Consider the following 12,708-nt stretch of genomic DNA (forward strand, 5'->3'; position numbering starts at 1 on the left):
AATCGCGTCCAAAGTCCCAATCTTCATGTATTACCCTGTTTTTGCGGGTCTTCTTCATCCATAACCTGAGCCAGCATCCAAGGAACTGGCAAAGTTTCCCAGCGCGATTGAGAACGCTTGGGTAAAGCTAGCTGGCGATCGCGATTTCGCTTGGTCAAACGAGGACTTTTCATACTCTCATCCTCCAATTTTACAAATCGTAAAATTTACTGAGTTTAAGGAGAAATTAAGTTGCTCCTACTGCCCAGCATGACAAACCTGCATGAAAATCATTTAAATTCTGCATGAGAATCTTCTCATTAAATCGGCGCAGCGTTATTTGTTGTACGGCGGTTTTGACTCGCTCGAAAGGTAGCTTGGTAGTTAGGCGAGATGCCGGAGATTGCAGAAGTTCAACCATTCGAATGAAGTGAGTATCTTTACTAGAGCCAGTGTATGAGGAAGCACTTCTATTTCATCATCCAACCACAGGCAGAATTCGTTCGAGAAAGTAGCAGAAAGGAGTCGTAGGGGCGGGTTTTGTCCCCAGATTCCTTGCCCAAGTCGGGAATCTTTAGCTAAACGCGCCCGTACACAAATTAGCCGTCGCAAATCTGACGCTAAACGCGCCCGTACACAAATCAAAATTCTTAGCAGTAAAAGACACAAATTCAGACGTTTACTTTAAGATATGCTTAACTGAATTGGAGTTTTGCAATCGGTAGTGACAATGAAACTGGCAGCACGAGTGGGTAAGGTAACGCCTTCTTTGACCTTGGCAATTTCCGCCAAAGCCAAAGCCATGAAAGCTGAAGGAATAGATGTTTGTAGCTTCAGCGCCGGAGAACCAGACTTTGATACTCCAGAACACATCAAAGCAGCCGCAAAAAAAGCCTTAGATGAAGGTAAGACGAGATATGGTGCGGCGGCTGGGGAACCCAAGTTAAGACAGGCGATCGCCCACAAGCTGAAAGCAGATAATGGTCTAAACTACCAAGCTGAAAATATCATCGTCACTAACGGTGGCAAACACGGTTTATATAACTTGATGATGGCGCTGATTGAGGTGGGAGACGAGGTAATTATTCCCGCCCCCTACTGGCTGAGCTATCCTGAAATGGTTATTCTTGCTGGCGGAACACCAGTAATCGTTCAGACGGATGCTAGCTGTAAAATAACTCCCGACCAATTGCGTGCTAGCATTACGCCAAAAACTAAGCTATTTGTCCTCAACTCTCCTTCTAACCCTACGGGTGTTGTCTATACGCCAGAAGAACTGAAGGCACTCGCGGAGGTTGTGGTTGAGAAGGATATTTTAGTTGTATCGGATGAAATTTACGAGAAATTACTATATACAGATGTAAAACACGTCAGTATCGGTTCTCTAGGTAAAGAAATCTTTGACCGTACCATTATCAGTCATGGCTTTGCTAAAGCTTACTCAATGACGGGTTGGCGTGTCGGCTATTTAGCGGGTGCAGTAGAGTTAATCAAAGCTGCGAGTACGATTCAAGGTCATAGTACGTCTAACGTGTGTACCTTCGCTCAATTTGGCGCGATCGCGGCTTTAGAGAGTTCTCAAGAATGCGTCGAACAAATGCGTCAAGCTTTTGCCAAAAGGCGAGAAGTCATGATGCAAAGATTAGATGCAATTCCAGAAGTGACTTATGCCAAACCCGATGGAGCATTTTACATTTTTGTCGAGATCGGTAAAACTGGCAAGACATCAATGGATTTTTGTCAAGAACTTTTAGAGTCGTACCAAGTTGCGGCAATCCCTGGAATTGCATTTGGATCGGGCGATCGCATTCGTCTTTCCTATGCTACCGATATGACATCGATTGAGAAGGGCATGGATCGCTTAGACAAATACATCCGCTCTTTGTTTTAGCCACTACTTTTAGGCACGTACCAAAGTTTATCTTGGCACTAAATTAGATTGCCTTCAGCCCCCCTTTTTAAGGGGGGTTGGGGGGATCGAGATCTGAGACTTTCTCGTACATAACTCTTATCAAGTATTTCATCCTCATTACCCAACTGGAGCCGGTGAGGAATTTTTACTAACACCTGCCAACGGGGGTTATAGATACTAGGCAGACAACCACCTAATACTATCTCCCCTCTTCTTGCTGCCTCACTATCTTTTGGACTCGGCATTCCATAAATTATTGGCAAAACTTTGACTTTTATACCGCTGCTATTTTCAGGGTGAAAAGCTACTGAAACGTGCGTAAAAAATAGCATAGTTCCAAATACTAGCAAACCCATATTAACTACTTTATTTCTCACTATCAAAATTTCTGAATAAGTATTATAAATAACAATTTGTAGTAGGGGGCGTTAGCTTTTGGCGTAACGCACCCTACCAATACTATAAAACTATAGACTTGGCTTGGATTTATGCCACTCTGTAGCTTGTTCGTAAGCGTGAGCGACTTGAAATAATTGGTCTTCCCGCAACACATTTCCAATCAATTGCATCCCAATCGGCATTCCTTTCTCGTCAAAACCGCAGGGAATACTCAATCCTGGCAAACCTGCCAAATTTACCGTAATTGTCATCAAATCGGTTAAATACATACTTAGCGGATCGTCAGTTTTTTCCCCTGCTTTAAATGCTGTCATGGGAACTGTGGGGGTAACTAACACATCCACCTGCCCAAAAGCAGTTTCAAAGTCTTGTTTAATTAAAGTACGGACTTTTTGTGCTTTTAAGTAGTAAGCATCGTAGTAACCAGCAGATAAGGCATACGTTCCTACCATAATCCGACGCTTGACTTCCTTTCCAAAACCCATTGCCCTAGTCCGAGCGTACATATCAATTAGATTCTCAGCATCAGGAACGCGCAAACCATATTTTACGCCATCGTAACGTGCCAAATTAGCCGAAGCTTCGCTGGGAGCAATGATGTAATAAGTTGGCAAACCATAGCGGAAACGCGGACAGGAAACTTCTTTAATTTCCGCACCGAGTTGCTTTAACTGTTCGATCGCCTTATTAACAGCTTGTTCTACAGCCGGATCTAAACCCTCAGCAAAAGTTTCTCTCACGATCCCAATTCGCATCGATTTGAGATCGGGTTTGAGAAATTGGGTGTAGTCAGGGATTTCGACCTTCAAACTCGTAGAATCTTTCGGATCGTAACCCGCGATCGCGCCTAATAAAATTGCTGCATCTTCTACCGTGCGTCCAAAGGGTCCAATTTGATCCAAAGAGGAAGCAAAAGCCACCAAACCATAACGCGACACTAATCCATAAGTTGGCTTCATGCCCACAACACCGCAAAAAGATGCAGGTTGGCGGATCGAACCACCTGTATCGGAACCCAGGGAAACGACGCACTCATGCGCCGCTACAGCCGCCGCCGAACCCCCAGAAGAACCGCCAGGAACCCGTTCCAAATCCCAAGGATTAGCCGTGAGTTGAAATGCGGAGTTTTCGGTGGAACTCCCCATCGCAAACTCGTCTAAGTTGGTTTTTCCCACTGTCACTGCCCCAGCATCCGCTAATTTTTGCGTTACCGTTGATTCGTAGGGTGGGACGAAGTTTTCTAAAATCTTGGAGGCGCAAGTCGTGGGAATTCCCTTGGTACACATATTGTCCTTCACACCCACGGGAATCCCAGCCAATAACCCAATCTCTTCTCCAGCCGCAATTTTGGCATCCACGGCTTTCGCTTGTTCCAGTGCTTTATCCGCTGTCACGCACAAAAAGCTGTGGATCTTTGGTTCTAGTGCTTGAATCCGATCCAGCACCTCTTGCGTAATTTCCACCGCTGAGCGTTCTTTCTTCACTAGTTGTCCGTGCAACTCGCGGATGATGGATGCCATCTCTCGCTTCCTCTTTGCTTCACAGTCCAAACTATAAGTATAGAGCGTCTGAGCGGAAACTAGGGGCTAATTTTATAGAGACGCGATCGCGTCTCTATAACTCTTTCACCGAGTCCGAAATATGTCCTGGGAAGAAATCTATGCCGACTGCTGATTTCAATAAGTAAGCAAATAATAAAATTACGCCGCTAATGACTAAATTTGCTCCCAAAAGGAGCATAACAACCGCGATCGCATTACCGATTCTGGCAAGTCTTTCAGGTATATATTGCCGATTGCGTTTTCGACGATCTTTACCAACAAATAGAACTAAATAAAATCGAGAAAATATCAGATCGATATTAAATCTAAAATCTACAATTTTGGGTGAGGGTTGAGGGATTGCTTGAGTTAAAATATTTATTATAACTTGGAGCTGCTCTGTATTAAAACTTGCCAAAATATTTGGTTCGATCTGCTGTAAATAGTATTCTGGAGTTCTAGTTCGATAATTAGGCAAATTCACTTGCTCTTTAATAGGTGAGTCTTTCACAAATACCTCTAAATATGGATTGAAATATATTCTTAAAATTGAGAAATCAAATAAAAATCCAGAGATTTATTGTTTCGATTAATTCTCATTCGCTTAATTTAGGAATAATCCTTCGGCTAATATTCTGCCTATGCCTAGACCTACCGAAGTAAAGATTGCCAAAAACCAAAAGGCGAAATGTTTATTTAACCCCGCAGATAGTAACGCATGTTTTACTTGAGCTAAGGTCAAAATTAATCCTAATGCCATAATCCAAGTCATAGCTAAACCAAATGCCCAAGGCGGAATTCCTGCCCAAGGAATGCTTTGAGGCCAAGTCATAGCAAAAGCTCCAACCCAAACCAGTAAAACAATCCAAGCTACAGCCAAAGCAACAGCATCAAAACCAACCCAAGCTAAATGCACGGTAATGACTTGCGTGCCTGTCCAAGTAAACCAGTTCGCATTACAATCGGATAATAGCCAACCAGTGCCTATGTATCCAAGCAATAATACTAGTAAATAGAGCCTTGAAATTCCATTTAACCGCGATACTTTTACGTTCATTTCAAATTAAATTCAAAGGTTTTACGCGCTTACTTGTTCTGATAAATGAAAAATGACAAATGACAGCCATAACGGTAGATATAATGAACCATTTAGAATCTGCGATATTATAAGTATTCCTATAGTTGTAGCGATCGCAAATCAGAAAAATTACTGATAAATAGGCGATCGCAATAAAGAGACGATAAAGTAGTAAAACTAAAAAGTATTGATGACAGCTTCTGTTGTGAATTTGCATGTTTACGTCCAAGGCAAAGGTTTACCGATCCTCTGCTTGCACGGTCATCCTGGTTCTGGTTTGAGTATGTCCGTGTTTACTCAACACCTATGCCAACGCTTTCAAACAATAGCCCCCGACTTACGAGGATACGGCAATAGTCGCACGCAGACTGATTTCGCCATGACCGATCACCTGTGTGACTTGGAAGCACTCCTCGATCGCTATCAAATTAGTGAATGTCTGGTTTTAGGTTGGTCTTTGGGTGGAATCTTAGCGATGGAATTGGCTTTAAGGCTACCAGAACGAGTTAAAGGACTCATTTTAATCGCTACAGCTGCTCGTCCTCGCGGCAGTCATCCAGCAATTAGCTGGCAAGATAATTTGTATACTGGCTTAGCGGCGATCTCAAATGCTTTACAACCCGGCGATCGGTGGCATATAGATACTTTTGGTAAGCGATCTCTCTTTCGCTATTTAATTCAACAGCACACTCCCGCTACTTACGAATACATAGCTAAATATGCTGTGTCAGCGTATTTGCAAACTTCTTCTCCTGCCCAACGCGCTCTCTTTACGGCGCTTAAATCTGGTTACAATCGCCTTCAGGATTTATCGCAGATTCAGTGTCCTAGTTTAATTATGGCGGGAGCAGCCGACCGTCATATTACTCCAGAATCGAGTCAAGAAACTGCACAACATTTACCCAACTCTGAATGGATTTGTTACCCGAATACCGCACATTTGTTTCCTTGGGAAATTCCCGATCGCGTTTTGAGCGATATTGATAAGTGGTTGGTATTACATTCATTGATTTAATTCATGTAGAGATACAAAAATCCCCATCTCTCGAACTATAAAAATCTTTTTAACACCTCAACTGTAGCTAGTCCTGTTTTTCCCCAACTAAATTGACTGGCTCTGGTTAAACTTAAATTAGACAGCTGCGATCGCAGTTGACGATCGGTAACTATACTTTCCATAGCAGCAGCAATCTCCTCAATGTTGTAGGGATTCACTAATAAAGCCGCATCGCCTGTTACTTCTGGTAAAGAGGAAAGATTGGATGTAATTACAGGAGTACCGCAAGCCATCGCTTCGAGTACGGGTAAGCCAAATCCTTCCCACAAACTGGGAAAAACTAATGCGATCGCCCGATTGAGTAAAATTGGTAGTTGTTCGTAGGGAATGTAATCTAGAAACTTGACGCGATCGGCAATTCCTAATTCTATACTTTGTGCTTCTAGCTTTGGAGTATAGCGGCGATCGCCCGTTCCAGCTAGTAGTAAATCGCAATTTTGACAACTCGACATTTTTGCAAAAGCTGCAATTAATCGATGTAAGTTTTTGTGCGGATCGTGACGACCAATATAAATAAAGTAAGGACGTGTTTCATTCTGCTGAGCTAAGTTGAGCCAGCGGAAATGGTTGGCATCATATGCTAGGGGTATGGGAGTAATTTTAGCGGCTGGGATGTGGAAAAAGTTAATAATGTCTGAGGCTGTCGCAGTGGAGTTACAAATAACGTGCTGTGCTTGGCTGAGAACTTGGGGGATGTAATAGCGGTGATAGGGAGTTAAGGGTGAAAGTCTGGGAAAGCGCAAGGGGATGAGATCGTGAACTGTGACGATGTAGTGACAGCGCGTGTAAAGGGGTGCTTCTGGAACGGGAGAGAATAATAATTGCGATCGCAATTGGCGATAAATTTGCGGTAGTTGCAATTGCGTCCAGAATAAACGCCGCAAATGTCCGACTGTCCCTTGTTCTGGGGTTAAGTTAGCAGGAATGGGATAATATGTGTCTTGAGTCTGCGGTGTGGGTAGAAGACGAGCAGCAACAGGTGAAATTAGGAAGGTAGGATCGAGCGATCGCAAGTACGGAATTAAATTCAGAGCGTAAGTTGTAATTCCTGTCGGTTTATTGATGAGAAAAGATAAGTTAATTAGCATTCGCTGACAATACACTTGCTCAGACTTGCTCTACCCAAATCGGATTGCTCAGATACCATTGAATTGTCTTTAACAACCCACTATCAAAGTTCTCTTTTGGTTGCCAGCCTAATTCCCTAGAGATTTTGCTGCAATCTATAGCATACCTTCTGTCGTGTCCGAGACGGTCTTTGACAAAGGTAATTAAAGAAGAGTGACGAAAATTAGGTTTGGGAGCCAAATCGTCAAGAATAGCGCAAATTTTCTCAACGACTGCGATGTTAGGTTGTTCGTTTTTCCCCCCAATATTATAAGTTTCTCCTACGCGACTATGTTGTAAAACTAAATAGAGAGCTTCGCAGTGATCTGTAACATACAACCAATCTCGAATATTTTGCCCATCTCCATATATTGGTAAAGGTTGACCGTGTAAAGCGTTGAGAATTAGTAAGGGGATTAGTTTTTCGGGAAACTGACGTGGACCGTAGTTATTCGAGCAATTAGTAATTAGAGTGGGAAAACCATAGGTATGACAGTAAGCTCGGACGAGATGATCTGAGCTGGCTTTTGACGCTGCGTAGGGACTATTTGGCGCGTAAGGGGTATCTTCTCGAAATGGCGGAGCTTTTGGTTCTAAAGAGCCGTAGACTTCATCTGTAGAGACGTGTAAGAAACGGAATTGCTCTTGTTTGTATGCAGATAGTTTGTCCCAATAGGCTTTGCTAGCTTCTAACAGTTGGAATGTTCCTACTATATTAGTTTGAATAAAATTTAAAGGAGTTTGAATCGAGCGATCGACATGGGTTTCAGCCGCAAAGTTAATAATTGCATCTGGCTGGTATTGGTCTAATAAATGAGATAATAGCTCGCGATCGCCGATATCTCCACGGATAAAATGATAATCGCGATCGTCCTGCAATTGGGCTAAGTTTTGAGGATTGCTAGCATAAGTTAACTTATCTAAATTGACGATCCTTGCCCATTGCTTTTCTCTCGCTTCTAAAATGAAGTTAGAACCAATAAAACCCAAGCCACCAGTTACTAACAATGTTTGCATCTTCTTATAGGAGAGGTTAGCATCCATCATCGTGATGCGATCGCCAAGCCAACAATGATGCAGTTTAAACCAAATTCAATCGATACAGCCATTCTCAATTGGATAAGGTACATAGATCTGTAGGGGCGCACAGCTGTGCGCCCCTACGAATGCATTTAACCTACGTAGGAAACGCTATAACCAGAATATTGCTATACCAACAGACTCCGGTAAGCCTTGAATGTTTCCCGTGCATTGTGCTGCCAGGAGTATTCTTTTGCTCTTGCTTTACCTTTCTGAATTAATTCATGTCGCAATTGAGAGTTATTAATAACTTCCCAAATTGCCTCTGCTAAACTATTTGAATCGTTGGGGTCGATTAATATAGCTGCATCTCCCGCGATTTCTGGTAATGATGAAGTATTAGAAGCGACTACCGGAGCGCCTAATGTCATTGCTTCTAGTACGGGTAAACCAAATCCCTCATAATAAGAAGGATAAACAAATACATCAGCTCTAGTATAAAATAGTGCTACTAATTCATCAGATAAATAGTCAAGATGGTAAATGTCTTTTTGATAAGGCGATGCCTCAATCGCTGCAAAAATGCTTTGATAATTCCATCCTTTGCGACCAATTAATACAAGATTGTGTTCGATCTTATATTTTTGTTTTAATTCATTAAATGCCACTATAATAGAAATGATATTTTTTCTAGGTTCTATGTTACTGACAAATAATAGATAAGGCTTGGAAAAATCGTAGTTAACTGACTGGCTGAGCTGTTCGATATTTTGAGATGATAAGTAATTAGAACAGTAGCGACTTGCCAATGGTGTAACAAAAACTCGTTCGGCAGCAACATTGAGATATTGAATAATATCTTGCTTAGAACTTTCTGAGATGGTTAAAACTAAGTCCGTCCATCGCAGACAGCGTTTGACTTTCTCTACATAACTTTTAGCGACTGTATTAACATATTGAGGATATTTAAGAAAAGCAACGTCATATATATTCATGACTTTGAAACTGCGATCGCAAGGATAAACCGAATAGTTAGTTCCGTGCAATATGTCTGGATTTCCCCAAGATTTTGCCAAGGATGACCAAATTGATTTGTAAGTAGGAAATAATAACAAATTAGACACTCTAACTGGAATTGGTAGGAAATGAACTGAAGAATATTTCGTTAACACTTCAGGGACACTCCAATTACCGCGCAGCCAGTCTTTAATTCCAGGTTGGTAGACAATACCTAACTCAAAATTTTCCTCTGCTTGCAGGGAGTAAAGCGATTGAATTAAGTTTGCTACCTGCAACCCGACTCCACTAGGTTGAGGAGTCATGGGAGTAGCATCAATGATGATTTTATGAACTGACACTGACAAAACGTGGATCGAAATAATTATTTCATTCTAGTCAGTTGTGCGGTCTATTGGTAAGCTTAGGCAACCCATTGCATATTCGTAAACATACCCACAAATTTCATTTGGAGTAACAATGAAGGAGTTGCCATCAACAATAGTAGGAAAACAATCCATTTTTGATTGAACAACCTGTAAAATTGCGTCCTAGATATAAGGTGAATCGTAGCTAGTACAAGCACTACATGTACGCAGAAAGTGTAGCGAACCATGCTCGTCATGGATAAGCTACTCATACCGCAAGCAGATAGATAAAACATGAGCCAGCCAGCTACATAAAATTCAGCTCTTTGTTTCCAACTTCCCTCTATCAAAAAAGGTGCTGCTTTCCGTTCGAGTAAAAAAACAATGAAAAAACTAATCAAAGCGAACGGTACTGAAATAGCATTAATTACACCAGGTAAATTCAAAATTTTAGGGTCAAGGAAAGCAAAATAACTTTCTGGCTTGAAAATGGCTAAATAGTTAGGTTTGACTCCCCATCCTATCGCTTGCGTTTGCATGTAGAAATTCCAAGCGCCAAACTTGAAATAGCAAAAGGCAAAGAATAAGAGAGAACCCAGAATAGAAACGGCGCTGACTAACAAATATTTGCTACTCTTTTGCCAAAACCGAAATGGTTTTGCTTGTCGATCTTTAGCGCTCAATAGCCAAAAATGAAATAAGGGATAGATGGCTATTGGTAGACCAACAACCCGTGTTGCAGTCATAACAAAGCCGTGTGTAGCAGCAAGAATCCAGGCAACGCGCTTTTTTGATGCAGTCCAGTAGAGAAAACCAAGCAACATCATTAAAAACAGCGATTCTGAGTAACCAGCGACTAAATAAAAAGCGGCTGGATGTACTAAAATTGCGATCGCACCGCAAAGGGATAGTCGATCGGAAATCCGCCAGCGTTGAAACAACAAAAATACATATGTCCAAAACCCCCAACAGGCTATCTGTGCGGCTAGTAGCAAAGCAGTTTGTGTAGATAGATTGAAAACGTTCTTAATCGCCCCAGCAATGACAGGATAGCCAGGAAAAAATGCCACATTTGACAAATCTGGATTTTGCGGCGTGGGCGGAATCGTACTGCGATAGCCATGTTCGATAATATGCGTATACCAGTCACAATCCCATCGGCAAAGCTTAGAATAGCCCTCTACTAAATTTTGAGAATTTGAAAACAAACACCCGAAGAGAACTTGGATTAACGTAAATCCTAATCCTAAGCAGATAGCTTGGTAGATTTGCGGGTAACGTTTGAACCCAATGATATTTAGCACTGGCAATATCTTTTGATGTACGACAATTTATTCAGGCTTGCGAACAAACTCCTGTTGATTTGACGCAAAAGAATACATCTTGTGTCCCGTAAAGCTAAGTAGAGCTACACAAGCAGCACTGACCAAACGGGCAGCAGTAGCATTCCAACCAGCATCGTCCATTAAAAGTTGTAACAATCCTAAATTTGCCAGCAAGCTGTTGAGGGCAACTGTGGCAAACACGGCATACTGAATTAGCCAGTTCTTCCAATAGATCCCGAAAACAAAGCGACGGCTCAGCCAAAAATTAGTCGTCAATCCCATAAAATAGCTGACACACAAGGCTGAGACAGACCAAACGCCAGATTGAACGAGCAATGAAAAGATCGCGACATCAACGACTGTTGCGGCTCCACCTGTAAAGACGTAGCCACCAAATTCTTTCAAGACTTTGAGTGTCTTTTGTTGGCGAGGTTTTTTCACCGTCTTATGTGTGGTGGTCTTAGCGGTGGCACTAGCTTCTTCTTGGTATTCGCTATCCGAATTAACCGACCAAAGATTGTGCTTGCCGGGACTCAAAACATTTTCTGCGGCTAGAATCCCCATCAATAAGCTATGGTCTTGATTATTGTATTTAAATGCACCGTATCTTCCGACTAATTGAAGATTAGAAAATGGCTGCAAATACGACTGAATATCGCTTAGTGCTTGTTGATAGTTACCTGCATAAATTGGGTAAGTGCGGGGTAAGCGAACGACAAATCCACCAGAAACTTTTTCTTGATGTAAAAGTCCAATTTTGCGCAGTTCTCGTTCTGCTCGCTCTAACAATTCTGCTTCTGGTTGCTGCCACATCGGTTCGTCGTAGTTGCACCAATACTCGCAGCACAATGGTGTTTGATGCTGGTTTGGCAGCATCTCAGGCGACCAATTCGCAAAATTGGTGACTCGTCCTAATTGCACGCTTGGCTCGTTAATGTAAAGCCAGTTATCTGGGAATAAGTTATTGCCTTCAACGATCAAATAGACCAAAATTGTATTGCGAAATTTGAGAGACTTAGCAGCTGCGATCGCCTCTGATGGTGCAGTTGGATTCATTTGCTGCACCAACAAACTAATGGGTACGGAAGAAATTACACCACCGCAGTTGACTGTTGACTCCTCTCCTGTCTGGCGATTTCTTAATGTGATTTGAGTAACTTGAGAGTTATCGTGGTGAACCTGTACGACTTCTGTGTTTAACAACACGCTTTGATTGTGCTGGCGCAGGTATTCACCGATTTTTTCATACAATTGACCCGAACCTAACCGAGGAAATTCAAAGCGATCGATCAGTGTTTTGACTTTGCCATCGTTACCCAATAAAGCACTGCGAGCTGCTTTCAATAAAGATAAGCCTTTAATGCGTTGCGCCGCCCAATCTGCACTAATTTCCGTACAGGGTATGCCCCAAAGTTTTTCCGTGTAAGCCTGAAAAAATATTTCAAATAGCCGCCGACCAAATCTACTTGTCACCCATTGGGCAAAATTGCGGGGATGGCGATTGGGAAATAACTGCGATTGAGCATATGAAACGAGAATCTTGACGCTCTCAATCGGTCCCATCGTCAGTAGAGCTTCTTTCGCTTTAAGCGGATAGCTGAAATACTTTCCCCCATAGTAGATGCGTGTCAAGCGATTGACAGTGACTCGATCTTTTCCTAAGACTTCACTCCAAAGTTTGAGTACGGGAGCGAGTTTGGTGAAAAAGCGATGCGGACCAAAATCTAGAATAAAGCCTTGATATTCAATACTTTTTGCTAATCCGCCTACCCTCGTATCTCTTTCTACTACTACGACTGGCTGACCTTTTTGAGTTAAGGTGTAAGCCGCTGCTAGTCCTGCTGGACCTGCTCCGAGAATATAGATTGGATTAGCTTTACTCATGTCACACCACACTACACTAGACTACATGTCTAAACTTTTATA

At 42.2% G+C, this 12,708-nt stretch carries 12 protein-coding genes; 2 read left to right on the forward strand and 10 right to left on the reverse strand.

Annotated features, from left to right (window positions below):
* Positions 1-23: 23 nt before the first annotated feature.
* Positions 24-173 (reverse strand): hypothetical protein, encoded by a 150-nt coding sequence (locus tag DSM107010_RS38115; RefSeq protein WP_015157138.1) that lies wholly within the window; start codon positions 171-173, stop codon positions 24-26.
* Between the two features lie 53 nt (positions 174-226).
* Positions 227-400, reverse strand: coding sequence for a hypothetical protein (locus tag DSM107010_RS38120; protein ID WP_015157139.1), 174 nt, complete (start codon positions 398-400; stop codon positions 227-229).
* 309 nt (positions 401-709) lie between these two features.
* Here DSM107010_RS38120 and DSM107010_RS02000 point away from each other — a divergent pair, with 309 nt between their 5' ends.
* Positions 710-1,870, forward strand: coding sequence for a pyridoxal phosphate-dependent aminotransferase (locus DSM107010_RS02000; protein WP_015157140.1), 1,161 nt, complete (start codon positions 710-712; stop codon positions 1,868-1,870).
* Between the two features lie 488 nt (positions 1,871-2,358).
* Here the strand turns inward: DSM107010_RS02000 and gatA are convergent, their stop codons facing one another.
* From gatA to DSM107010_RS02015, 3 genes are all read right to left on the reverse strand, one after another.
* Complete coding sequence (gene gatA / locus DSM107010_RS02005; protein WP_106168108.1) at positions 2,359-3,810, reverse strand: Asp-tRNA(Asn)/Glu-tRNA(Gln) amidotransferase subunit GatA; 1,452 nt, start codon at positions 3,808-3,810, stop codon at positions 2,359-2,361.
* A gap of 94 nt (positions 3,811-3,904) precedes the next feature.
* Positions 3,905-4,342 carry a hypothetical protein gene (locus DSM107010_RS02010; protein ID WP_106168107.1) on the reverse strand — a complete coding sequence of 146 codons (438 nt, stop codon included), beginning with the start codon at positions 4,340-4,342 and terminating at the stop codon, positions 3,905-3,907.
* A 93-nt stretch (positions 4,343-4,435) separates the two neighbouring features.
* Complete coding sequence (locus DSM107010_RS02015) at positions 4,436-4,888, reverse strand: hypothetical protein (protein ID WP_106168106.1); 453 nt, start codon at positions 4,886-4,888, stop codon at positions 4,436-4,438.
* Positions 4,889-5,099: 211 nt separating this feature from the next.
* Between DSM107010_RS02015 and DSM107010_RS02020 the strand changes: the two genes are divergently transcribed.
* Positions 5,100-5,924, forward strand: coding sequence for an alpha/beta fold hydrolase (locus DSM107010_RS02020; RefSeq protein WP_106168105.1), 825 nt, complete (start codon positions 5,100-5,102; stop codon positions 5,922-5,924).
* A 35-nt stretch (positions 5,925-5,959) separates the two neighbouring features.
* Here DSM107010_RS02020 and DSM107010_RS02025 read toward each other — a convergent pair whose 3' ends face one another.
* The 5 genes from DSM107010_RS02025 to DSM107010_RS02045 form a co-directional block, all read right to left on the reverse strand.
* Positions 5,960-7,054, reverse strand: coding sequence for a glycosyltransferase family 4 protein (locus tag DSM107010_RS02025; RefSeq protein ID WP_106168104.1), 1,095 nt, complete (start codon positions 7,052-7,054; stop codon positions 5,960-5,962).
* Between the two features lie 19 nt (positions 7,055-7,073).
* Positions 7,074-8,090 (reverse strand): dTDP-glucose 4,6-dehydratase, encoded by a 1,017-nt coding sequence (gene rfbB / locus DSM107010_RS02030; protein ID WP_106168111.1) that lies wholly within the window; start codon positions 8,088-8,090, stop codon positions 7,074-7,076.
* A 191-nt stretch (positions 8,091-8,281) separates the two neighbouring features.
* Entirely contained in the window at positions 8,282-9,415 is a 1,134-nt protein-coding gene (locus DSM107010_RS02035) for a glycosyltransferase family 4 protein (protein ID WP_106168110.1), read from the reverse strand.
* A 98-nt stretch (positions 9,416-9,513) separates the two neighbouring features.
* Positions 9,514-10,761, reverse strand: coding sequence for a hypothetical protein (locus tag DSM107010_RS02040; RefSeq protein ID WP_106168103.1), 1,248 nt, complete (start codon positions 10,759-10,761; stop codon positions 9,514-9,516).
* Positions 10,762-10,788: 27 nt separating this feature from the next.
* The gene (locus DSM107010_RS02045) at positions 10,789-12,666 is read right to left on the reverse strand and encodes a GtrA family protein (RefSeq protein WP_127022218.1); all 1,878 of its coding nucleotides are present in this window, start codon (positions 12,664-12,666) and stop codon (positions 10,789-10,791) included.
* Between the last annotated feature and the right edge of the window lie 42 nt (positions 12,667-12,708).

Source organism: Chroococcidiopsis cubana SAG 39.79 (genome assembly GCF_003991895.1).
GTDB classification, from domain to species: domain Bacteria; phylum Cyanobacteriota; class Cyanobacteriia; order Cyanobacteriales; family Chroococcidiopsidaceae; genus Chroococcidiopsis; species Chroococcidiopsis thermalis.